The following is a 22,698-nucleotide window of genomic DNA, read 5'->3' on the forward strand; positions in this document are numbered from 1 at the left end:
TCCCGCCCTACTCGCCGTCCCCTTCCTCCGAGTTCTCCGCGTCCTCCTTCGCCGCGTCCTCCCCTTCGGTTCCGGCCGCCGGGGAGGCGGTCCGGGCGGTGTTCGCGGCCGCGCCCAGCTGCAGGAAGGACGGCAGGGTCAGCTCCCCGTACCGCTCGTTCATCGCGGTGATCAGCGCCTCCGGGTCGTCCGGGTGCTCGGCCAGCAGCCGGTCGAAGTCGCGCAGGTACTCCCTGGTGAAGGCGAGCACCCGGGCGGCGTCGTCGCCCTGCTCCGGGGCGCGGTGTCCGGCGATGACCCGGTCGACGCCGAGGTCGGCGATCCGGTCGAGGTTGTGGCCCCAGGTGGTGCGCTGGGCCGGGGTGGTGTCGGCCGTCCACACGTGGGTGCCGTTGCAGACGAAGTCCCCGGCGATCACGGTCCGGCTGCTCGGCACGTGGACGACCGTGGACTCCCCGCAGTCGGCCTGGCCGAGCAGCAGCACCGGGATCACCTGGCGGTCGAGCATCAGCGGCTGGGGCAGCAGCGGGGCCGGGACCAGCGGGTGGTCCGGGATGTCGTCGCCGTAGACCGGCTTCCACTGGGCGACCTTGGCCGCGACGGTGCGCCGGATGCCCTCGACCACCGCCGGAGCGGCCAGCAGCTGGGCGTCCGGGAAGAGCCTCAGCACCTCCTCGGCGCCGAAGTAGTGGTCGGGGTGCTGGTGGGTGATCACGATGGCGAGCAGCCGACGGTCCTTGCCCGCGACCCACTCGGCCAGCTCGCGTCCGGCGCTGCGGGTGAGCTGGGCGTCCACCAGGATCGCGGTCCGCTCGCCGAGGATCAGCGTGGAGGTGGCGAAGAAGGCCGATTCGGGCCCGGTGAAGACGGCGACCTCCAGCGGCCGGGCGGTCTGCCCGGCGACCTCCGGCGGCCGGGCCGTCTGCCCGGCGTCACCGGCGGCGGCCGCGACGGGCTCGGCGTCCGCCCGTTCCGCGCCGGAGTTCTCCTCGGGCCGGGACGACGTCACGGGCTTCTCCCTCTGCTCGGCGGTCGGACTCCCTGCGCCCTACAGCATGGGAGAACCGGCGACCGATCGCACGGGAGGCGCGCCCGTCGGGGCGCGCCTCGGGCGTGTCACACCGCGGCCCGGGCGGCCAGCTCCTTGCCCCGGCGGGCGGCCAGCTCCAGGGCCCGTGCCTTGGACTCGACGGCGGCCGGGACGAACTCGGCCAGCGCCGGGACGGAGGCCGCGAGGGTGAACTCCGGGACGATGAACTCGACCTCCAGTCCGAGCCCGCCGCCCAGCACCTTCTCCAGGTAGGTGGTGACGAACTCGAACGGCTCGCGCGGGGCGCCGGGGACGTACGAGCCGCCGCGGGAGGCGACGACGGTGACCGGGGTGCCCTTGGCGGAGGGGTCGTCGCCGGCGGTGCGGCCCATCAGGATCACCTGGTCCAGCCAGGCCTTGAGGGTCGACGGGATCGTGAAGTTGTACATCGGGGCGCCGATCAGCACCGCGTCGGCGGACTCCAGCTCGACCATCAGCCGCTCGCGCAGCGCGAAGGCGGCGGCCTGCTCGGCGTCGCGCGCCTCGGCCGGGAGGAAGCCGGCGGTGATCCCGGCGGCGTCCAGGTGCGGAACCGGCTCGACGGCGAGGTCGCGGTGGATCACCGTGCCGCCGGGGTGCTCGGCCTCCCAGGCGGCCCGGAAGGCGGCCGTGACCTCGCGGGAGACGGAGCCGTCGGTGAGCGCCGAGGAGTCGATGTGCAGGAGCGTGGGCATGACGGGACCTCCAGAGAATAAGCAGCTGCTGTTTCCGCTGCAGCTGCAAGTACGGTAGCAGCTTACTTTTCTGCAGTCACTAGTGGCGGGTCGAGTACGCTGGACCCATGGCCGAGCACGAGGTAGTCACCGACGCAGTCCCGACCGGCGTCGACCCGTGCGCCGCCCCCGCGGGCCCCGGCGGCTGCGGCAACGTCGACCTGGCCCTCAACCGGGTGTTCACCCTGCTCGGCAAGCGCTGGACCGGCATGCTGCTGGGCGTGCTCAACAACGGCGGCCCGGCCTACTTCTCCGAGCTGCGCCGCGCCGTCCCGGGCATCAGCGAGCGCATGCTCTCCGACCGGCTGACCGAACTGACCGAGGCCGGACTGGTCGTCCGCGAGGTCGACCCCGGCCCCCCGCTGCGCGTCAGCTACCGCCTCACCGAGGGCGGCGTCGCCCTGAAGCCGGCCCTCACCGAACTGGCCGTCTGGGCCGACCGCTACCTGCCGGAGAGCGCCCTCCGGGGCGGCTGCTGACCGGCACCCCGACCGACCGCGCCCGGACACACCCGGACACGCCCGGCCCGGACACGCCGAAGGGGCCCGTCCTCCGTTCAACGGAGGACGGGCCCCTTCGGTAGCCCTTCGGCAGGTCGGCTCAGCGCGCGGCGGCGCCACCCCGCAGGCGGGCCACCCGGTCGGCGATGCCCCAGGTGGTCACCCGCCAGAGCGCCTCGACCACGATGTTGCGGCTCATCTTGGACGCGCCGAGCTCGCGCTCGACAAAGGTGATCGGCACCTCGGCGACCTTGAAGCCCGCCTTCACCGTGCGCCAGGCCAGGTCGACCTGGAAGCAGTAGCCGGCCGAGGCCACCTCGTCCATGCCCAGGCCCAGCAGGGTCTCCTTGCGGAAGGCCCGGTAGCCGCCGGTGACGTCCCGGATCGGCACGCCCAGCATCAGCCGCGAGTACGTGGAGCCGCCGCGGGAGAGCAGCAGGCGCGACTTCGGCCAGTTCACCACCCGGCCGCCCGGCACCCAGCGCGAGCCCAGCACCAGGTCGGCGCCGCGCAGCGCGTTCAGCAGCCGGTCCAGTTCCTCGGGCTGGTGCGAGCCGTCCGCGTCCATCTCGACCAGGACGTCGTAGCCGTTGTCGATGCCCCAGCGGAAGCCCGCGAGGTAGGCGGCGCCCAGGCCCTCCTTGCCCTTGCGGTGCATGACGTGCACGTTCGGGTCCTCGGCGGCCAGCTTGTCGGCCAGCTCACCCGTGCCGTCGGGGCTGTTGTCGTCGGCGACCAGCACGTGCGCCTCGGGCACCGAGGCGCGGACCCGGCCGACGATCCGCTCGACGTTCTCCGCCTCGTTGTAGGTCGGGATGATCACCAGGACCCTGCCGAGATCAGCAAAACTCTGCTGGTTCACGGTCACGTACAAACCTCTCGGCCGATGGCGGGGAGTATCAGAACACCGTCGCCCGCACTCTGGAACGCGGCCCCGCCGACAGCCCGCCGACGGGATGACCACGGTGGGGAATGCTGCGGAGGGCGGAGACTACTGCGTCCTGGCATCCTACTACCGCGCCCGGGAACCGCTGGTCTGACCACGGCACTCCCCCCTGGTGCCCACCGTTTCCCCGCGAGCGACCAGGGTCGGCTAGGGTCGATGCCCTTGCTCGTGCCGGGACCCGCCCGTACCGCCGGGCCCGCCCCGGCGATCCGGACTCGGGACGTCCGGGGGCCGCCCCGTCAGCGAAGGAGTAGGACCGCGCGCATGGACAGGCTCGTCAACACCGTCCGCCCGTACGCCTGGGGGTCGCTCACGGCCCTGCCCGAGCTGCTGGGACAGGAGCCCACCGGTGAACCGCAGGCCGAGCTGTGGATGGGCGCCCACCCCGGCGACCCGTCCCGCGCCGACCGCGGCGAGGGCCTGCGACGGCTGGACGAGCTGATCGCGGCCGACCCCGAGGGCGAACTCGGCGCGGCCAGCACGGCCCGTTTCGGCCCGAGCCTGCCGTTCCTGCTCAAGGTGCTCGCCGCGGGCCTGCCGCTGTCCATCCAGGCCCACCCCACGCTGGACCAGGCGCGGGCCGGCTTCGCCGCCGAGAACGCCCTCGGCCTCCCGCTGGACGCCCCCGAGCGCAGCTACCGCGACGACAACCACAAGCCCGAAATGGTCTGCGCGCTGGGCGAGTTCGAGGGCCTGTGCGGCTTCCGCCGGCCCGCCGGGGCGGCCGCGCTGATGGCCGCCCTCGCGGTGCCCGGTCTGCAGCCGCTGATCGAGCTGCTGTCGGTCGGGGACACCGCTGACGACAAGGCCGAGGCCGAGGCGCTGCGCGACACCCTGTCGGCCGTGCTCACCATGGACGACGCGACCGCCGGACGGACCGTCCGGGAGACCGTCGCCGCGCTCGCCGGGACGGCCCCGGACGGCGAGCACGCCCCGTACGCCCGGATCGCCGAGGACTTCCCGGACGACCGCGGCGTGATCGTCGCCATGCTGCTCAACCACGTCCGGCTGCGGGCCGGCGAGGCGCTCTACCTGGGCGCCGGGGTGCCGCACGCCTACCTGTCCGGCGTCTGCGTGGAGCTCCAGGCCAACTCGGACAACGTGCTGCGGGCCGGGCTCACGCCCAAGCACATCGACGTGCCGGAGCTGCTGAAGGTCGTCCTCTTCGAGCCCGGCGCCCCCGAGGTGGTGCACCCGGTCCCGGTCGAGAGCACCCCCGGCGAGCAGCTCTACCCCGTCCCGATCGACGAATTCCGGCTCTCCCGCTTCGAGTTGGACGGCGTCGAACGCGAGATAGACGGCCGCACCCCGCAGATCCTGCTCTGCACCGAGGGCGCCGTCCGCCTCACCGCCGCCGACGGCGCCGTGCTCGACCTCGCCCGAGGCCAGTCCGCCTTCCTCCCGGCCACCGGCACCGCGACCCGCCTCGCCGGCGCCCCCGGCACCCTCTTCCGCGCCACCGTCACCGTCTGACGGCCGCCGCCGCCCGCACGAGGAAGGGCTCGCCCCCGGTGGGGGCGAGCCCTTCCTCGAATCCGTACGGCGGTCAGTGGTCCCGTGACCCCGGTACGCCCGCACCGACCTCGACCGGAACCGTCTCCACGGTCCGCGTCGGCGCAGCAGACGCCGGAACGGGCACCACGGGCGTGGCGGTGACCGGGCCGGCCGGTAGCACGAACGACAGCGGCGGCAGCTCGCCGCCCGGCCAGCGCCGGTCGACCCACTTGCCCACCTTGCGGCCGATCTTCTGCACCGGCAGCTCCACCAGCTTGTACATCACCCAGCTCGCGATCATGATCACGGCCAGGTACTCGGCCGTCCAGATCAGCTTGCCGCTCGTCGTCGGGGGCACCTTGGGCACGTCCAGCGCGTAGTGCATGGTGTGCAGCACCGGGACGTGCAGCAGGTAGAGCGAGAAGCTGATCCCGCCGAGCCAGGTCAGCGGCTTGGGGAAGCGGCGCTTGCGCAGCGCGAAGCCGATCCCGAAGGTGATCCAGGCCCCGAGGAAGGAGCCGGCCCAGGCCCGCGGCCCGGCCGTCCAGGTGTTGTTCTCCATGCCGCCGCGGTTGTAGAACCACGCGACGGCCACGCCCGCGGCGAGCACGAAGCCGCAGCAGAGCAGCGCCTGCAGCCGGTCGATCTGGCCCTTCTCGGCACGGTAGATCACGGTGCCCGCGAACATCGTCGCGAAGATCATCAGGGTCTCGAACATCGGGGCGCGGCTGTTGTTGTACATCAGCACGAAAGCCAGCAGACCCAGCGCGATCGCCCCGACCCGGGTCAGGTTCGCGCGGCCGCTCATCAGGCAGGCGAAGCCGAAGAGCACGATCAGCACCGCGCCCCAGACCAGGTGGCGGGTCGAGGCGGCGTCGACCGTCATCGTGTGGGAGGCGATCGTGGTGCCGAAGAGCACCGCCACGGCGGCGAAGCCGACCGCGATCGGGCCGCTGCGGCGGTGCTGACCGACCGCGAAGAGCGCGGTGACCATGTAGTAGAAGGCCATCTCGTAGCTGAGCGTCCACATCACGCCCAGGCCGTTCCAGACGCCCATGAAGTCCTGCAGCATCGTCGCGTTGGCGGCCACGGCCACGTAGTTGTGGCCGGTCGCGAAGAGCGCGACCGAGCCGTCACCCTTGGGGATGATGGCCAGCGCCACCGCGATGCCGATGATCACCGGCGGCCAGAGCCTGAAGAACCGGCCGATCCAGAACGCCCGCACGTTACCCCGGCGTTCCAGCGAGGCCGGGATGATGTACCCGCTGACCAGGAAGAACAGCATCACGCCGTACAGGCCGAGGTCCGCGTGCCACCAGATGAAGGCGGCCAGGCGGTCCGGCAACAGCTTCAGGACGTCGAAGTGGTGCAGGGCGACCACGAGGGCGGCCACGCCGCGCAGCGCGTCGAGCCAGCCGAGTCGGGCAGCCGCCCCACCGTTCTGGGACTGCTCGCTCCCCCGGCCCCTTCGGGCGGACAGCTGTCGTATCGTCTTCACGGCAGGGACAGTAGTCCATTGCGCCCCCTCCCCTTTCCCGGCGTCAGCACGGACGTCGCCGCGCCCGGTACGAAATTCGGTTGATCAGGACGCCGGGCGGGGCTGGACTGTCGCGGGCGCCACACACCGTGGGGCCGGTACCCAGGGGAGGCAGCGACAGCCATGGAGATCCGTTCCACGACCGATCGGGACCGCGAGGTCTTCGTCGACACGCTCCACGCCGCGTTCGGGCGCTTCCCGGAGACCCCGGCCGAGGACGGCGGCGGGCTCTGGTGGTCGGCCACCGAGCTGGACCGCAGCCTGCTCGCCGTGACGGCCGACGGGCGACCGGTCGGCACCGCCGGCGCGTACTCCTTCGAGCTCACCCTGCCCGGTCAGGTCATCGTCCCGGTCTCCGGGGTGAGCAACGTCGGCGTCCTGCCCACGCACCGCCGCCAGGGCGTGCTCACCGCGATGATGCGGCACCAGCTCGCCGAGCTGCGGGCCCGCGGCGAGGTCCTCTCCGTGCTGCTGGCCTCCGAGGCCGTGATCTACGGCCGGTTCGGCTACGGTCCGGCGACGTACACCGGGCGGCTGACGGTGCCGCGCCACCGGGCCGCCCTCGCCACCCCGCGGGCCGGTGGCACGGACACCGGTTCGGTCGAGGTGCTCCGGCGCGCCCGGTGCGGCGAGCTCCTGGAGGAGCTCTACGACCGGTACCGCCGCACCCGGCCGGGTGCGCTGTCCCGGCCGCACCGCTGGTGGGCGCTGGGCGCGGGACAGCCCCCGGTCTCCGCGGCGCCGCGCTACGTCGCCGTCCACCGGGACGCCGACGGCGTTCCGGACGGCTACGCCAGCTACGCGCTCGACGGGGACACCCTGACGGTCGACGAAACCATCGCCGTCGACGACGCCGTCTCCGCGGCGCTGGCCCGGTTCCTGCTCGGCCACGACCTGGTCGGCCGGGTCGTGTTCAAGCACTTCCCGGCCGAGCACCCGCTGCGCTGGCAGCTCGCGGACTTCGCCGCCGCCGAGGTGGGCAACAGCAGCGACTGGCTCTGGGTGCGGCTGCTGGACGTCCCGGGTGCCCTGACCGCCCGCGGCTGGCTCACCGACGGCGAGCTCGTCCTCGACGTCGACGACCCGTTCCTCGGCGAGCGCGCCCGCCACCTGCTCACCGTCCGGGACGGCAAGGCCGAGTGCGTCCCGACCGACCGGGAGCCCGACCTCTCGCTGGACGTCCGGGACCTCGGCTCGGTCTACCTCGGCGGCACCGCCCCGAGCACGCTCGTACGGGCCGGGCACATCCGGGCCCACCACCCGGAGGCGGCCGCCCTGGCCGACGCCCTGTTCCGCGCCGAGCGCACCCCGCACTGCCTGCACTGGTTCTGACCGGAGCGCACCGCGGTGGTCACCCGTCGGGCGGCCACCGCGGCGGGATCAGTCCCTGGTCATGTCGACGAAGCGCGAGTAGTGGCCCTGGAACGCGACCGTGATGGTGGCGGTCGGACCGTTACGGTGCTTGGCGACGATCAGGTCGGCCTCGCCCGCGCGCGGGGACTCCTTCTCGTAGGCGTCCTCGCGGTGCAGCAGGATGACCATGTCGGCGTCCTGCTCGATCGAGCCGGACTCTCGCAGGTCGGAGACCATCGGCCGCTTGTCGGTGCGCTGTTCGGGACCACGGTTCAGCTGGGACAGCGCGATGACCGGGACTTCCAGCTCCTTGGCCAGCAGCTTCAGGTTTCGCGACATGTCCGAGACCTCCTGCTGGCGGTTCTCGGCCCGGCGGGAGCCGCCGGACTGCATCAGCTGGAGGTAGTCGATGACGATCAGCTTGATGTCGTTGCGCTGCTTGAGCCGGCGGCACTTGGCGCGGATCTCCATCATCGACAGGTTGGGCGAGTCGTCGATGAACAGCGGTGCCTCGCTGACGTCGGGCATCCGGCGGGCGACCCGCGTCCAGTCGTCGTCCGTCATGTTGCCGGAGCGCATGTGGTGCAGGGCGACCCGGGCCTCGGCCGAGAGCAGGCGCATGGCGATCTCGTTGCGGCCCATTTCGAGCGAGAAGATCACGCTCGGCAGCTTGTGGTGGATCGAGCAGGCGCGGGCGAAGTCCAGCGCCAGGGTGGACTTACCCATGGCGGGGCGGGCCGCGATGACGATCATCTGACCGGGGTGCAGGCCGTTGGTGAGCTGGTCGAAGTCGGCGAAGCCGGTCGGCACGCCGGACATCTGGCCGTTGCGGGAGCCGATCGCCTCGATCTCGTCGAGGGCGCCCTCCATGATGTCGGCCAGCGGCGCGTAGTCCTCGTTGGTGCGCTGCTCGGTGACGGCGTAGATCTCCGCCTGGGCGGCGTTGACGATCTCGTCCACGTCGCCCTCGGCCGCGTAGCCCATGCCGGCGATCCTGGTGCCGGCCTCGACCAGGCGGCGCAGTACGGCGCGCTCGTGGACGATCTGGGCGTAGTACTCCGCGTTGGCCGCGGTCGGGACGGAGTTGACCAGGGTGTGCAGGTAGGAGGCGCCGCCGACGCGCTGCAGCTCACCGCGCTTGGTGAGCTCGCCGGCCACGGTGATCGGGTCGGCCGGCTCGCCGCGGGCGTACAGGTCGAGGATCGCGCCGTGGATCATCTCGTGCGCGGGCCGGTAGTAGTCGGCGGGCTTGAGCACCTCGACCACGTCGGCGATGGCGTCCTTGGACAGCAGCATGCCGCCCAGGACGGACTGTTCGGCGGCGAGGTCCTGCGGGGGGACGCGCTCGAAGCCGTCGACCCCGCCCCGGCCCTCGTCGTCCCGGCGGTCCCGGTCGTCCCGGCGGTCGCCCTTCTTGCCTCCGTTGAACCCGGCGCCGCCCTTGCGGAAGCCCTCGCCCCGGGCGCCGCCCTGACCGCCGCCGCTCTGGCCGTTGCCGCGGTTGCGGGAGACCGGGAGCCGGTCGCCGGGCCCGTCCGGGAAGGGGGCGTCGTCGAAGGCGCCGACCGGGAAGGGGTCCTCGGCGTTCTGCCAGTCCTCCTCCGGCGGCGGGGCGTCGTGGTCGTCGTACTGGGGGCCGGTCACGCGTGTTCCCCGATCAGCGAGTGGTGCGAAGTTGGAGCGGGCCTTGCCGGTGGCTGGGTGGAGCGGGGCCGCTCCTTTTGTACGCCACGGCACCGACAAATCGGACGCCGGGGCCGGTGGGAGTGTCGGGTGGACGGCCCACGCTAAGGCGCCGGACGCCCTCGCGCCAAGACGGTTATCCACAGGGGGTGTGGACGAGTGGCCCGGGGCTGTGGAGAACTGCCGCAAAGCTGTGGACACCCCTGTGGAAGTTCCTGTGGATAACCGGACGATCGATCCACCGTCAACCTGCTGACCTGCGATTACCCCTTCCCGGGCCTGTGCATGAGAAATTCTTCACACACAGCCGGACGGCTGTGGGCACGGGCCGGGCGGAGCGGGCCGCCCGTTCTTTCGAGTAATGGCCGAACATGCCCTTGGCCTGTTACCTGTGGATGAGTACCCTGGAGCGCATGAGCGCCGCCCCCTCCGAGCCCTCCAGACGCAGCCACGACCGCGAGATCCTCGCTCTGGCGGTGCCCGCCTTCGGCGCGCTGGTCGCCGAGCCGCTGTTCCTGATGGCCGACTCCGCGATCGTCGGCCACCTCGGCACCCCGCAGCTCGCCGGGGTCGGCGTCGCCTCCGCCGCCCTCACCACCGCGACCGGGGTCTTCGTCTTCCTCGCCTACGCCACCACCGCCGCGGTGGCCCGCCGGATCGGCGCCGGGGACCGCCGGGGCGCCGTCCAGCAGGGCGTCGACGGCCTCTGGCTCGCCGTGGGCCTGGCCGTCCCGGTGGTCCTGCTCAGCCTGCTGCTGGCGCCCTGGGCCGCCGCGGTGCTGGGTGCCTCGCCGACCGCGGCGCCGTACGCCGTGACGTACCTGCGGATCAGCTCGCTGGGCATCCCGGCGATGCTCCTGGTGCTGGCCGCCACCGGCGTGCTGCGCGGCCTCCAGGACACCCGCACGCCGCTGGCGGTGGCCGTCGCGGGCTTCACCGCCAACATCGGCCTGAACGCCGGACTGGTGTACGGCGCCGGGCTCGGGGTGGCCGGCTCGGCCTGGGGCACCGTGCTGGCGCAGACCGGGATGGCCGCCGTCTACCTGGTCGTGGTGGTCCGCGGCGCCCGCCGGGAGCGGGCCTCGCTGCGACCGGACCTGGCCGGCATCCGTGCCGGTGCCAGGGCGGGCGGCCCGCTGCTGGTCCGGACGGTCAGCCTGCGCGCGGTGCTGATGATCGCCACCGCGGTGGCCGCCCGGCTCGGCGACGACCAGGTGGCCGCGCACCAGATCACCATGACGCTGTTCAACTTCCTGGCCTTCGCGCTGGACGCCATCGCGATCGCCGGGCAGGCCATCATCGGCCGCTACCTGGGCGCCTCGGACGCCCCGGGTGCCCGGACGGCCACCCGGCGGATGGTCGAGTGGGGCCTCGGCTCCGGGGTGCTGCTCGGCCTGCTGGTGGTGCTCGCCCGCCCGCTGTACGTCCCGCTGTTCACGCCCGACCCCGTGGTCCAGGGGCAGCTGGGCACCGCCCTGCTGCTGCTCGCGCTCAGCCAGCCGGTGGCCGGGCTGGTCTTCGTGCTGGACGGCGTGCTGATGGGCGCCGGGGACGGCCCGTACCTCGCGTGGGCGGCGCTGGCGACCCTGGCGGTGTTCGCCCCGGTGGCCTTCGCGGTGCCGGCCACCGGCGCCGGGCTGGCCGGGCTGTGGTGGGCGATGAACCTGTTCATGCTGGTCCGTGCGGTCTTCCTGGTCGCCCGGGCCCGCGGCGGCCGCTGGCTGGTCACCGGAGCCGTCCGGAGCTGAACCGCGCGGCCCGGGAAGCGACCGGGGCCGCGCCCGGGAACGACCGAGGGCCGGACTCCTCGCGGAGTCCGGCCCTCAGGCCACTGCTACGGAACTCAGGCAGCCACGACGGCGACGTCGAGGTTGGCCACGACGTCCGAGTGCAGCTTGACCGAGACCTTGTGGGTGCCCACGGTCTTGATCGGCGAGGCGATCGCGACGGCGCGCTTGTCCACAGCCGGGCCGCCGGCGGCCTTGATGGCCTCGACGACGTCGGCCTGGGTCACCGAACCGAACAGGCGGCCGGCGTCGCCCGAGCGGACGGCCAGCTTGACCTGGACGCCTTCGAGCTTGCCCTTGACCTCGTTGGCGGCGTCGAGGGTCTGGATCGCGTGGATCTTGCGGGCGCGACGGATGGCGTCGACGTCCTTCTGACCACCCTTGGTCCAGCGGATGGCGTAGCCACGCGGGACCAGGTAGTTGCGGGCGTAGCCGTCCTTGACCTCGACGACCTCGCCGGCGGAGCCGAGACCCGGCACCTCGTGAGTGAGGATGATCTTCATTACTCGGTCACCCTCTCTTAGCGCGCGGTGCTGGTGTAGGGCAGCAGCGCCATCTCACGGCTGTTCTTCACGGCCGTGGCGACGTCACGCTGGTGCTGGGTGCAGTTGCCGGTGACCCGGCGGGCACGGATCTTGCCGCGGTCGGAGATGTACTTCCGCAGCAGGTTCGTGTCCTTGTAGTCAACGTAGTTGACCTTGTCCTTGCAGAAGACGCAAACCTTCTTCTTCGGCTTGCGAGCAGGCGGCTTCGCCATGGTGTGCTCCATTTGGGGTTCACGGCCCGACCGGCGTCCTGGGACGCCTGCGGCCGGGCCGCACGAAATCTGTCAGCTCTAGAACGGGGGCTCTTCCGAGTAGCCGCCGCCGGACGGGGCACCGCCCCAGCCGCCGCCACCCTGGTTTCCACCACCGGACGGGGCGCTGGACGCCCACGGGTCGTCGGAGGGACCGGACTGGCCGCCGCCGGAGTTTCCACCCCAGCCGCCGCCCTGCTGGCCGCCACCGCCGCTCCAACCGCCCTGGCCGCCGCCCTGCTGGCCGCCGAAGCCGCCACCGGGGCCGCCGGACCGGTTGGCCCGGGTGACCTTCGCGGTCGCCGAGCGCAGGCTCGGGCCGACCTCGTCGACCTCGACCTCGAAGACCGTCCGCTTCTCGCCTTCCTTGGTCTCGTAAGACCGCTGGCGCAGTCGGCCCTGCACGATGACGCGCATGCCTCGCTGCAGCGACTCGGCCACGTTCTCCGCCGGCTGACGCCAGACGTTGCACGTGAGGAAGAGGCTCTCGCCGTCCTTCCACTCGTTCGTCTGACGGTCGAAGGTGCGGGGGGTGGACGCGATGCGGAACTTCGCGACCGCCGCACCCGACGGGGTGAAGCGCAGCTCGGGGTCGTCGACGAGATTGCCGACGAGGGTGATGACGGTCTCGCCTGCCATGGTGGTGATGACCTCTCGGGAAGATGTCCGTTCACCGCTGTTTCACGTGAAACAGCGGACGCGAGCTACCCGAGACCCGAAGGCCTCAGAGGTGGCTCAGTGGGTGTCCGGGCGCAGGACCTTGGTCCGCAGAACCGACTCGCTCAGGCCCAGCTGGCGGTCGAGCTCCTTGACGACCTCAGGCGTGGCCTTGAGGTCGATGACCGAGTAGATGCCCTCGGACTGCTTGTTGATCTCGTAAGCCAGACGGCGACGACCCCAGGTGTCGACCTTCTCGACCTTGCCGCCGCCGTTGCGGACGACGGCGAGGAAGGACTCGATCAGGGGGGAGACAGCGCGCTCCTCGACCGAGGGGTCGAGGATGACCATCAGCTCGTAGTGACGCATGAGTAACCCACCTCCTTTGGACTCAGCGGCCACGGTCTCTCCGTGGCAGGAGGGTTGTGCGTAGCGTCGGCACCGGTGAGGTGACGACTCCGGGCCACCGTAGCGGCCGGGTCCGACAGTCGGGCCCCGACCACCCGGAAGGGGGCGTCACCCGGAAGAGGGCGCAAGGGGGCACAACTACACCAGTGCAGACGGCACAGCCTACCCGCACCCGGACGGCCGAACAAAACGCATAGGGGTTGTGAGACGGACCCAACCGCCGCAATCTGGACGAACGGGATTCCTGCCCGTTCGTCTCCACGCCAGGAGGTGGGACTCATGGCCCAGTCCGTCCATCGCATGCCCGCGCTCACGCTGAACACCGACGGCCACCCGCACCCCCGCGAGAACACCCTGGTGGCACTGACCGCCGTGCTGGGCGTGATCGCCTTCACCACGTCGTTCTTCCACAACCTGCACCTGCTGAGCTCGTGGACCGGCCTGGCCGGGATCGTCACGGGCCTGTGGGGCATGTTCATCTCGGTGACCACCGCCGAACGCTTCGTCCTGATGATCACGCTCGGCGCCGCCGCGATCGGCTTCTACCTCGGCGTCGCCCGCGGCGGCCTCTGGGGCTGACCGCACCGCTCAGGAACCCTCGGCGCCCCCGTCGCGTATCTGCAGAAGACAGGTACCCGACGGGGGCGCCGTCGTGCCCGCAGCGGCGGACGCCCGGGCCCCGGACGATAGGGTCAGCCCGAGAACCTGGGGCCACCGCAGCCCGACCGACGAGGAGCACCGAGCAATGAGCCTGCGCCTGAGGACGATCACCCGCGAGGAGCACCTCGCCTTCATCAGGAGCCGCGCCTCGGCCAGCCACATGCAGGTGCCGGCCTGGGGTGACGTGAAGGCCGAGTGGCGCTCCGAGTCGATCGGCTGGTTCGACGAGCACAACCAGCTGGTCGGCGCCGGCCTGGTGCTCTACCGCCAGCTGCCGAAGGTCAAGCGCTACCTCGCCTACCTGCCCGAGGGCCCGGTCATCGACTGGTTCGACCGCGACCTCGACCGCTGGCTCTCCCCGATGCTGGCGCACCTGAAGTCCCAGGGCGCCTTCTCGGTGAAGATGGGCCCGCCGGTGGTCATCCGCCGCTGGAACGCCGCCACCATCAAGGAGGCCATCGCCGCCAAGCAGGCCAAGCGGCTGCGCGACGTCGAGGCCGACTGGTACGAGGCGCGCGCCTTCGAGGTGGCCGACCGGCTGCGCAAGGCCGGCTGGCTGCAGGGCGAGGACGGCGGGGCCGGCTTCGGTGACGTCCAGCCGCGCTACGTGTACCAGGTGCCGCTGGCCAACCGCTCGCTGGACGACATCCAGAAGGGCTTCAACCAGCTCTGGCGCCGCAACATCAAGAAGGCCGAGAAGAGCGGCGTCGAGGTCGTCCAGGGCGGCTACGACGAGCTGCCGATCTTCCACCAGCTCTACCTGGTCACCGCCGAGCGCGACAAGTTCACCCCGCGCCCGCTGTCCTACTTCCAGCGCATGTGGAACGCCCTCAACTCCGAGGACCCGAACCGGATGCGGCTCTACATCGCCTACCACGAGGGCGAGCCGCTGGCCTCGACCACGATGCTGGTGGTCGGCGAGCACGTCTGGTACTCCTACGGCGCCTCGGCCAACCACAAGCGCGAGGTCAAGCCCTCCAACGCGATCCAGTGGCGGATGATGCGCGACGCCTACGCGCTCGGCGGCGGCGTGTACGACCTGCGCGGCATCAGCGACACCCTGGACGAGAACGACCACCTGTTCGGTCTGATCCAGTTCAAGGTCGGCACCGGCGGCCAGGCGGCCGAGTACCTCGGCGAGTGGGACTTCCCGCTCAACAAGCTGCTGCACAAGGCCCTCGACCTCTACATGTCCCGCCGCTGAGGAGGCTGACCCGATGACGCTGTCGCTCTACCTCGACACCGAACGCTGGCGCACCCACCAGCGCTCCGTCCTCGCCGAGTTCCCCGGCCTGGTGCCGGTCGCCAAGGGGAACGGCTACGGCCTGGGCAACCACCGGCTGGCCGAGGAGGCGACGCTGCTGGGCACCGGTGTGCTGGCCGTCGGCACCGCCTACGAGGCGGCCGACGCCGCCGAGTGGTACGGCGGCGAGCTGCTGGTGCTCACCCCGTACCGGGTCGGCGAGGAGGCGCTCCCGCTGCCGCACGCCCGGGTGATCCGGACGGTGGCCAGCGTGGACGCGCTGCGCGCGCTGCGCGGCGCCCGGGTGGTGCTGGAGTGCATGACCACCATGCGCCGGCACGGCGTGAGCGCGGCCGACCTGAGCACCGTCGCCGCGGAGCTGGACGGCGTCGCCTTCGAGGGCCTCGCGCTGCACCTGCCGATGGACCGCCCGGACGGCTCCAGCCCGGTCGAGGAGGTCATGTACTGGGTGGACACCGCGAAGGCGGCCGGCATCCCGGTGCACACCGTCTTCGTCAGCCACCTGGGCGCGGCCGGCATGGACCAGCTGGCCCAGCGCTACCCGGACACCGTCTTCCGGGCCCGGATCGGCACCCGGCTCTGGCTGGGTGACCACGGCGCCCTGGAGGTCCGGGCCACCGTGCTGGACGTCACCCCGGTGAAGAAGGGCGACCGCTACGGCTACCGCCAGCACCCGGCGCCCTCCGACGGCCACATCCTGGTGGTCGCCGGCGGCACCGCGCACGGCATCGGCCTGGAGGCGCCCAAGTACGTGGCGAGCATGGGCGCCCGCGCCAAGGGCATCGCCCGGGCCGGCCTGGCGACCGTCAACAAGACCAAGTCGCCGTTCCACTGGGCGGGCAAGCAGCTCTGGTTCGCCGAGCCGCCGCACATGCAGGTCTCGCTGCTGTTCCTGGACGGGGAGACCGCGCCCCCCGCGATCGGCGAGGAGCTGGGCCTCCAGGTCCGTCACACCACCACCCACTTCGACCGGGTGGTGGACCGCTAGGGCCCCGCTCACCGCGCCCGGCTCGCGTCAGGACTGCTTCTCGTTCCCGGCCGGCTCCGACAGCCGTGGCTCCTCCAGCCACTGCTCGAAGGAGCCGGCCGGCGCGTGTCCGGCGTAGCTCTCGTCCTCGTGGAGGTGCCGGGCGGCGCCGAGGGTGAACACGTCCGGGGCCCCGTCGAGCACCCCGCCGGAGGGGTCGTCGCTGCCGTCCCGGCGGACCGGGTCGCGGTCCGGGTGGAGGGCGTCGCGGACCACCAGGACGACCAGGTAGAGCGTGCCGAGCAGGTGCACCACGATCGCGAAGTGGTACCAGGGCTCGCCGATCCCGTGCTGCTTGGGCCCGGTCACGAAGCCCAGGTGGGACCAGATGCCGAGGGTGTACAGCACCTCGCAGGCCTGCCAGACCAGGATGTCCCGCCAGCGCGGCCGGGCCAGCGCCGCGAGCGGCAGCAGCCAGAGCGCGTACTGCGGCGAGTACACCTTGTTGACCAGCACGAACAGCGCGACCACCAGGAAGGCCAGCTGCGCGAAGCGCGGCCGGCGGGGCGCCGAGAGGCCGAGCCACGCTATGGCCGCGCAGCCCAGCACCATCAGCACGCCGATGTAGACGTCGAGGTCGGCCAGTCCCACCCCGCGGTTCTGCATCAGGATCAGCCAGAACGAGCCGTAGTCCTCGCCGCGGTGCTCGCTGAAGACGTAGAAGGTCGACCAGCCCTGCCAGTTGGCCAGCATGATCGGCAGGTTGACCAGCAGCCAGGCGCCCACCGCGCCGCCGAGCGCCACCCGGAACTCCCGCCACTTCCCGGCCCGCCAGCAGAGCACCAGCAGCGGGCCGAGCAGCAGCAGCGGGTAGAGCTTGGCCGCGGTGGCCAGGCCGATGAAGACGCCGGCCCAGCCCGCCCGGGAGTGGGCCCACCAGGCCATCGCCACGGCGGCCAGGGCGACCGCGAGCAGGTCCCAGTTGACGGTGCCGTTGAGCAGCACGATCGGCGAGAGCGCGAACAGCATCGCGTCCCAGGGGCGGCGGCGGTGGGTGCGCGAGAGCGCGACCGCGGCGACCACCGCGCAGGCCATCAGCAGCCCGGCGTTGATCACCCAGAACCACTGCTCCTGGGCCTGCCCGGTGCCGCCGCCGGGCGTCAGCCAGGCCGCGACCTGCATGAACAGGCCGGTCAGCACCGGGTACTCCAGGTACTGCAGGTCCCCGGTGGTGCCGGGGATGCGGTCCACGTACGGGTGCAGCCCGGCGGAGAACCCGCGGCCGGAGTACAGGTGCGGGATGTCGCTGTAGCAGGCGTGGATGTACTGCGGGGACCCCGGCTGGAACCAGGCCTGGTCGTAGCAGGGCAGGTCGTGCACCATGCCGAGCACCGAGACCACGATCACCACCAGTGCCAGGACGCGCACCGGGATCCACCAGGAGACGCCGAGCAGCGCCCGTCGGCCGGGCGGGCCGCCGAACACCTCGCTGCCGGCCGCCGCCACCCGGTCCTCGTCGGCCGGGACGACCACGGTGTCGGCCGGTGGCGCGGCCGTGGCGACGGCTGCCGGGGTGGGCCCTGCGGCGGCGCCGGACCCGTGCGGGCCGGCGGTTTCGTCACGATCGCTCGACGTCATGCCGGACATCCTGCCGCACCGGATGCGGCGGGACGAGGAGGACCCCGCGTGGTCCGGCGGTACGGGCGGGGCGCGGGCGGCTAATCGTGACGAAACGGCGGTGGCGGCCCTCCGAGGAGGACCGCCACCGCCGCTTCACCGTTTCACCGTCCCACCGGTTCACCGGCGGGACCGGACCGGGTCGGGGCCACTACCCGGCCGCTCCACCGCCCTGCATCCCGCCGGCGGTGCTGCTCGGGCTCGGCTTGCCGCCGCCACTGCCACCGCCGGCACCACCGGCGCCGCCACCGGGACCACCGGCACCACCGCCGGTGGTGCCGGTCGGTGTCGTCGACGGGCAGCCGAAGATGAGGGTGCAGCTGGTGTCCGTCGGCTTCGGGGTGTGCCCGCCGCCGTGGGTCGGCGGCTGGGTCGGCTGGCAGTCCACGCCCGGCACGCAGTTCCCGCCCGGGCCGGGCTGGGTGGGCTGCTGGGTCGGCTGCTGGACCGGCGCCTGGGTCTGGGCCGGGGCCGACGGGGTCTCCGTCGCCGTCGGGGTGGCCGTCGCCGTGGCCGTGGACGGCGCGCCCGAGGAGTCCACCTCGGTGCCGACCGACTGCGGGGTCGGGAAGTCCATCTTCTTCTCGTTGGCCAGCGCGGCCTTCATGTACCGGGTGAAGATGTCGGTGGGGATGTCACCACCGTGGATGGACTGCTTGCCGCCGGTGCCGTTGAGCGACACCCGGTCGTGCTTGCTCGGGTCCTCCCGCCACATCGCGACGCTGGTGACCAGCTGCGGGGTGTAGCCGACCCACCAGGCCGACTTGTTCTCGTCGGTGGTACCGGTCTTGCCGGCCACCGGGCGGCCCAGCGCGTTGGTCTTCGAGCCGGTGCCGTTCTTGGCCACGTTCACCAGCACGTCGGTGACGTTGTCGGCGACGGCCGGCTCCAGCGCCACCTTGACGTCCTTCTTGCCGAAGCCCGGGCGCTCCTTGCCGTCCACCTCGACCTTGGTGACCGAGTAGGGCTCGGCCTCCTTGCCGCTGGCTGCCAGGGTTCCGTAGCCGGTGGCCATCCGGATCGGGCTGATGGTGGAGGTACCGAGCGGGAAGGTCGCGGTCTTCGGGTCGGCCAGGCTCTCCCGCTTGATGCCCATCTGCACGGCCATGTCGGCCACGGCCGGGCCGCCGACGTCCTGGTTGAGCTGGACGAAGGGCACGTTGTACGACCACTGCATGGCCTGCCGCAGCGAGACGTAGCCGCGCTTGCCGGAGTCCTCGTTCTTCTGCCGGTAGGGCTTGCCGTCGTCGCCGATCACCAGCGAGCCGTCCGGCTTGCGGATCTCGGACATGTCGTCGGCGAGGTAGCGGCTGTCGGCGTTGATCCGCTTCGGCTTGCCGTCGCTGTCCTTCGCGGTCTGCACGCCGACCTGCATCGCGGTGGCGAGCACGAAGGGCTTGAAGGTCGAGCCGACCTGGACGCCGCCCGCGTTGGCGTTGTTGTCGAAGTGGCCGTTCTCCACGCCGTCGCCGCCGTAGATGGCGACCATCGCGCCGTCGCCGGGTTTGATGCTGGCGGCGCCGAACTGGACGAAGGTGTCGTTGTTGGGACGCTTCTGCGGGTCGAGGTTCTCGGCCTTGACGTCGTCGACGGCCTTCTTCAGGGCGTCGACCTTGTCCTTCTCGAAGGTGGTGTAGATCTTCAGACCGCCCTTGTCGATCATCTGCTGGGTGATCGACTTGTCGGTGGTCATCACGTACTGGTTGACGGTGTCGACCAGGTAGCTGACCTCACCGCTCATGTTGGAGCTGCTCTTCGGCTGGATCGGTTCGGGGAAGGTGGTGCACTTCGCCCGCTCCTCCGGAGTGGCGTTGTGGGTGGTCACCATCCGGTCCAGGATCCACTTCCAGCGCTCCACGGCGCGGTCGTGGTTGGCCGGCTTCGAGGGGTCGTAGTAGTTCGCGCCCTTCAGCAGACCCGCCAGCATGGCGCTCTGGCAGAGGTTCAGGTCCTTGGCGTTGACGCCGTAGTACGCCTGGGCGGCGGCCTGGGCACCGTTGGCGTTGCGGCCGAACCAGCTGGTGTTGAGGTAGCCCTTGAGGATGTCGTCCTTGCTCGTCGTCTGGTTGATCTTCAGCGTGATGAAGAACTCCTTCATCTTGCGGCTGATGGTCTGTTCCTGGCTGAGGTAGGCGTTCTTGACGTACTGCTGGGTGATCGTCGAGGCGCCCTGGGTCTCGCCGCCCTTCGCCATGTTGTAGACGGCGCGCAGCATGCCCTTGGGGTCGATGCCGCTGTCGGTGCGGAAGGTCTCGTTCTCGGCCGAGATGACGGCGTTCTGCAGGTTGGGGCTGATGTCGTTGAGTTCGACGATCTGGCGGTTGGTGTCGCCCTTGCGGGTCATCTCCGTGCCGTCGGCCCAGTAGTAGATGGTGTTCTGCTCCTTCACCAGGTCCTTGAGCTGCGGGACCGTGGTGGTCTGGTAGAGGTAGAACACGGCGCCCACGCCGGTGGCGAAGAACAGCAGGAAGGCACTCAGCCACTGCTTCCAGGAGGGCAGCCAGCGACGGACGCCGGTCTTGCCGAACCGCGGGTAGTCGATGAAGCGCTTCTTGCCCGGGCCGGCTGCGGCTGCGGCGGGAGCGGCGTCCCCTCCGCGGCGGCCGCCCCCCTTGCCCTTCTTCTGGGCGGCCTTGCGCATCTCGGCACGGGTCATCCGGGGCTGCTGGGCGGTCTCCCGGACGCCCGGCTGACGTCGGCGGCCGAGCCCGTCCGAAGCCAGCTCGTCGGGTCCGGGACCACCCCGACGACCTCCGCCTCCCGGGGGCTGCTGCCCGTCACCGCCCGGGTTGGGCGTCCTTCGCCGTCGCTCGCTCATGTTCTCAGCCGCTCCTCGCCAGGCCTTGTCGGCCTGAAGGCAGGGTTCCTGTCCGATGCCCGGACCGCCCTAACCCCGGAGGTTGGTCCTCGTGCACACGCGACAGCGTACGCAGCGCTGAAATACAACTAATCGGGCATCAGGCGCCAATAACCGCAAAACGACGACAGATCATTACATGCCCGTTGCCAACCCCACCCGCGCGTCGGCTTGTGATCACATTCACGCGTGCCCCCCTTGCCCGTTCCGGGGGTCGGGTTTACTGTTCTCGATATATCGAGCCGATACATCGAAGCGGTATACCGCCGGTGCAGCGGCCGGAGCGAAGGCGGAGAGGGAGGAGGACGACGGCAGTGGGCAGGCGCTCAGGAGTGCTGGAGTTCGCCGTTCTCGGCCTGCTCCATGACGCCCCGATGCACGGTTACGAGCTGCGCAAGCGGCTCAACATCCTGCTCGGAGCGCTGCGGGCGCTCTCCTACGGAACGCTCTACCCGTGCCTGAAGAGCCTGGTCGCCCAGGGTTTCCTGGTCGAGGACAACCCGGACGTCGAGTACGTCCCGGCCACCGCGCTCAACGGCAAGCGGTCGAAGATCGTCTACCGGCTCTCCCCCGAGGGCAAGCAGCGCTTCGAGGAGCTGCTCGCCGACTCCGGTCCGGACGCCTGGGAGGACGAGCGCTTCGGCGTCCACTTCGCCTTCTTCGGCCAGACCGACCGGGCCGTCCGGATGCGCGTCCTGGAGGGTCGCCGCAGCCGGCTGGAGGAGCGCCTGGAGCGCATGCGCAGCTCGCTGGCCCGCGCCCGCGAACGGTTCGACGACTACACCGTCGAACTCCAGCGGCACGGCCTGGAGTCGGTGGAACGCGAGGTCCGGTGGCTCAACGAGCTGATCGAGACCGAGCGGGCCAACCGCACCGGCCGGACCGGGCCCGCTGCCGGTGCCCCCACCGGGAGCACCGGCACCACCGCCGTACCCCACACGACTTCGGACGGCCGTGGCCAGGAGACCGGGTCCCCCGACCCGTCCGGGCCACCGTACGACCGCCCGGGGCGCTCCGACCAGGAGCGCTGACACCGCGTCAGCCCTGTGCCGCGCGGCAGGAGTGGGCGCCTCGCGCCCGTACAAGCAGTCATTCGAAGAAGCAGGACGAGTGCCGTCGGCCCCGACGGCCCTCATGAGATCACAGGGAGCAACCGGAATGGGTTCGGTTCGCGTAGCCATCGTGGGCGTGGGCAACTGCGCCGCGTCGCTGGTGCAGGGTGTCGAGTACTACAAGGACGCCGACCCGGCCGGCAAGGTCCCCGGGCTGATGCACGTCCAGTTCGGTGACTACCACGTCCGTGACGTGGAGTTCGTCGCCGCCTTCGACGTCGACGCCAAGAAGGTCGGCTTCGACCTGGCCGACGCCATCGGCAACAGCGAGAACAACACCATCAAGATCTGCGACGTCCCGCCGACCGGCGTGACCGTCCAGCGCGGCCACACCCTCGACGGCCTGGGCAAGTACTACCGGGAGACCATCGAGGAGTCGGACGAGGCCCCGGTCGACGTCGTCCAGGTCCTCAAGGACAAGCAGGTCGACGTCCTGGTCTGCTACCTGCCCGTCGGCTCCGAGGACGCGGCCAAGTTCTACGCCCAGTGCGCCATCGACGCCAAGGTCGCCTTCGTGAACGCCCTGCCGGTGTTCATCGCGGGCACCAAGGAGTGGGCGGACAAGTTCACCGAGGCCGGCGTGCCGATCGTCGGTGACGACATCAAGTCCCAGGTCGGCGCCACCATCACGCACCGCGTGATGGCCAAGCTGTTCGAGGACCGCGGTGTCATCCTTGAGCGCACCATGCAGCTGAACGTCGGCGGCAACATGGACTTCAAGAACATGCTGGAGCGCGAGCGCCTGGAGTCCAAGAAGATCTCCAAGACCCAGGCCGTCACCTCGCAGATCCGCGACCGCGAGCTGGGCGCCAAGAACGTCCACATCGGTCCCTCGGACTACGTGGCCTGGCTTGACGACCGCAAGTGGGCCTACGTCCGCCTTGAGGGTCGCGCGTTCGGCGACGTCCCGCTGAACCTGGAGTACAAGCTGGAGGTCTGGGACTCCCCGAACTCCGCCGGTGTCATCATCGACGCCGTCCGCGCCGCGAAGATCGCCAAGGACCGCGGCATCGGTGGCCCGATCCTGTCGGCCTCCTCGTACTTCATGAAGTCCCCGCCGGTGCAGTACTTCGACGACGAGGCCAAGGAGAACGTCGAGAAGTTCATCCGCGGCGAGGTCGAGCGCTGAGCGCCGCGTGTTGAGCGCTGAGCGCTGAGCTGACCGCTCATAACGCGCCCGAAGGGCTCACGATCAAC

Annotated in this window: 20 protein-coding genes; 9 read left to right on the forward strand and 11 right to left on the reverse strand. The window is 71.2% G+C overall.

The features are described from left to right. Positions 1-7: 7 nt before the first annotated feature. Positions 8-1,009: an MBL fold metallo-hydrolase gene (locus ACZ6Z8_RS19240; RefSeq protein ID WP_465611250.1), complete on the reverse strand. Its 1,002-nt coding sequence runs from the start codon at positions 1,007-1,009 to the stop codon at positions 8-10. A gap of 107 nt (positions 1,010-1,116) precedes the next feature. Beyond that, on the reverse strand, positions 1,117-1,764 hold the full coding sequence (locus tag ACZ6Z8_RS19245; RefSeq protein WP_465611251.1) for an FMN-dependent NADH-azoreductase: 648 nt from the start codon (positions 1,762-1,764) through the stop codon (positions 1,117-1,119). Positions 1,765-1,871: 107 nt separating this feature from the next. Here ACZ6Z8_RS19245 and ACZ6Z8_RS19250 point away from each other — a divergent pair, with 107 nt between their 5' ends. After that, positions 1,872-2,282, forward strand: coding sequence for a winged helix-turn-helix transcriptional regulator (locus ACZ6Z8_RS19250; protein ID WP_402817397.1), 411 nt, complete (start codon positions 1,872-1,874; stop codon positions 2,280-2,282). A 121-nt stretch (positions 2,283-2,403) separates the two neighbouring features. On the opposite strand, the gene ACZ6Z8_RS19255 is transcribed toward ACZ6Z8_RS19250, so the two are convergent. Beyond that, positions 2,404-3,171 carry a polyprenol monophosphomannose synthase gene (locus ACZ6Z8_RS19255; protein WP_465611252.1) on the reverse strand — a complete coding sequence of 256 codons (768 nt, stop codon included), beginning with the start codon at positions 3,169-3,171 and terminating at the stop codon, positions 2,404-2,406. Between the two features lie 342 nt (positions 3,172-3,513). On the opposite strand from ACZ6Z8_RS19255, the gene manA reads away from it, so the two are divergent. Next, complete coding sequence (gene manA, locus ACZ6Z8_RS19260; protein WP_465611253.1) at positions 3,514-4,722, forward strand: mannose-6-phosphate isomerase, class I; 1,209 nt, start codon at positions 3,514-3,516, stop codon at positions 4,720-4,722. Positions 4,723-4,795: 73 nt separating this feature from the next. Here the strand turns inward: manA and ACZ6Z8_RS19265 are convergent, their stop codons facing one another. After that, a complete protein-coding gene (locus ACZ6Z8_RS19265; RefSeq protein ID WP_465611254.1) occupies positions 4,796-6,241 on the reverse strand; it encodes an acyltransferase family protein in 1,446 nt (481 codons plus the stop codon). Positions 6,242-6,403: 162 nt separating this feature from the next. On the opposite strand from ACZ6Z8_RS19265, the gene ACZ6Z8_RS19270 reads away from it, so the two are divergent. Beyond that, positions 6,404-7,612 carry a GNAT family N-acetyltransferase gene (locus ACZ6Z8_RS19270; protein ID WP_465611255.1) on the forward strand — a complete coding sequence of 403 codons (1,209 nt, stop codon included), beginning with the start codon at positions 6,404-6,406 and terminating at the stop codon, positions 7,610-7,612. A gap of 48 nt (positions 7,613-7,660) precedes the next feature. Here ACZ6Z8_RS19270 and dnaB read toward each other — a convergent pair whose 3' ends face one another. After that, positions 7,661-9,277, reverse strand: a complete 1,617-nt coding sequence (dnaB, locus tag ACZ6Z8_RS19275) for a replicative DNA helicase (RefSeq protein ID WP_465611256.1) — start codon at positions 9,275-9,277, stop codon at positions 7,661-7,663. 452 nt (positions 9,278-9,729) lie between these two features. Between dnaB and ACZ6Z8_RS19280 the strand changes: the two genes are divergently transcribed. Further along, positions 9,730-11,064, forward strand: a complete 1,335-nt coding sequence (locus ACZ6Z8_RS19280) for an MATE family efflux transporter (protein ID WP_465611257.1) — start codon at positions 9,730-9,732, stop codon at positions 11,062-11,064. A 95-nt stretch (positions 11,065-11,159) separates the two neighbouring features. On the opposite strand, the gene rplI is transcribed toward ACZ6Z8_RS19280, so the two are convergent. The 4 genes from rplI to rpsF form a co-directional block, all read right to left on the reverse strand. Beyond that, positions 11,160-11,606: a 50S ribosomal protein L9 gene (rplI, locus tag ACZ6Z8_RS19285; protein ID WP_355668897.1), complete on the reverse strand. Its 447-nt coding sequence runs from the start codon at positions 11,604-11,606 to the stop codon at positions 11,160-11,162. Between the two features lie 17 nt (positions 11,607-11,623). After that, positions 11,624-11,860 (reverse strand): 30S ribosomal protein S18, encoded by a 237-nt coding sequence (gene rpsR, locus ACZ6Z8_RS19290; RefSeq protein WP_030059640.1) that lies wholly within the window; start codon positions 11,858-11,860, stop codon positions 11,624-11,626. A 78-nt stretch (positions 11,861-11,938) separates the two neighbouring features. After that, on the reverse strand, positions 11,939-12,538 hold the full coding sequence (locus ACZ6Z8_RS19295) for a single-stranded DNA-binding protein (protein ID WP_465611258.1): 600 nt from the start codon (positions 12,536-12,538) through the stop codon (positions 11,939-11,941). Between the two features lie 96 nt (positions 12,539-12,634). Further along, complete coding sequence (gene rpsF, locus ACZ6Z8_RS19300) at positions 12,635-12,925, reverse strand: 30S ribosomal protein S6 (RefSeq protein WP_030278276.1); 291 nt, start codon at positions 12,923-12,925, stop codon at positions 12,635-12,637. 318 nt (positions 12,926-13,243) lie between these two features. Between rpsF and ACZ6Z8_RS19305 the strand changes: the two genes are divergently transcribed. The 3 genes from ACZ6Z8_RS19305 to ACZ6Z8_RS19315 all read left to right on the forward strand — a co-directional run bounded on the left by ACZ6Z8_RS19305 (position 13,244) and on the right by ACZ6Z8_RS19315 (position 15,876). Beyond that, complete coding sequence (locus tag ACZ6Z8_RS19305) at positions 13,244-13,543, forward strand: hypothetical protein (protein ID WP_465611259.1); 300 nt, start codon at positions 13,244-13,246, stop codon at positions 13,541-13,543. A 166-nt stretch (positions 13,544-13,709) separates the two neighbouring features. Then, the gene (locus ACZ6Z8_RS19310) at positions 13,710-14,828 is read left to right on the forward strand and encodes a lipid II:glycine glycyltransferase FemX (protein ID WP_465611260.1); all 1,119 of its coding nucleotides are present in this window, start codon (positions 13,710-13,712) and stop codon (positions 14,826-14,828) included. Positions 14,829-14,841: 13 nt separating this feature from the next. Continuing rightward, positions 14,842-15,876 (forward strand): alanine racemase, encoded by a 1,035-nt coding sequence (locus ACZ6Z8_RS19315; RefSeq protein ID WP_465611261.1) that lies wholly within the window; start codon positions 14,842-14,844, stop codon positions 15,874-15,876. 27 nt (positions 15,877-15,903) lie between these two features. Here the strand turns inward: ACZ6Z8_RS19315 and ACZ6Z8_RS19320 are convergent, their stop codons facing one another. Continuing rightward, positions 15,904-17,493, reverse strand: coding sequence for a glycosyltransferase family 87 protein (locus ACZ6Z8_RS19320; protein ID WP_465611262.1), 1,590 nt, complete (start codon positions 17,491-17,493; stop codon positions 15,904-15,906). Positions 17,494-17,683: 190 nt separating this feature from the next. After that, positions 17,684-20,188, reverse strand: a complete 2,505-nt coding sequence (locus tag ACZ6Z8_RS19325) for a transglycosylase domain-containing protein (protein WP_465611263.1) — start codon at positions 20,186-20,188, stop codon at positions 17,684-17,686. Between the two features lie 515 nt (positions 20,189-20,703). Between ACZ6Z8_RS19325 and ACZ6Z8_RS19330 the strand changes: the two genes are divergently transcribed. Both ACZ6Z8_RS19330 and ACZ6Z8_RS19335 read left to right on the forward strand, forming a co-directional pair. Further along, positions 20,704-21,420, forward strand: a complete 717-nt coding sequence (locus ACZ6Z8_RS19330) for a PadR family transcriptional regulator (RefSeq protein WP_465611264.1) — start codon at positions 20,704-20,706, stop codon at positions 21,418-21,420. A 127-nt stretch (positions 21,421-21,547) separates the two neighbouring features. Beyond that, the gene (locus ACZ6Z8_RS19335; RefSeq protein WP_030278269.1) at positions 21,548-22,630 is read left to right on the forward strand and encodes an inositol-3-phosphate synthase; all 1,083 of its coding nucleotides are present in this window, start codon (positions 21,548-21,550) and stop codon (positions 22,628-22,630) included. The last annotated feature ends 68 nt before the right edge of the window (positions 22,631-22,698 follow it).

This window comes from Kitasatospora sp. NPDC101108 (genome assembly GCF_055584725.1).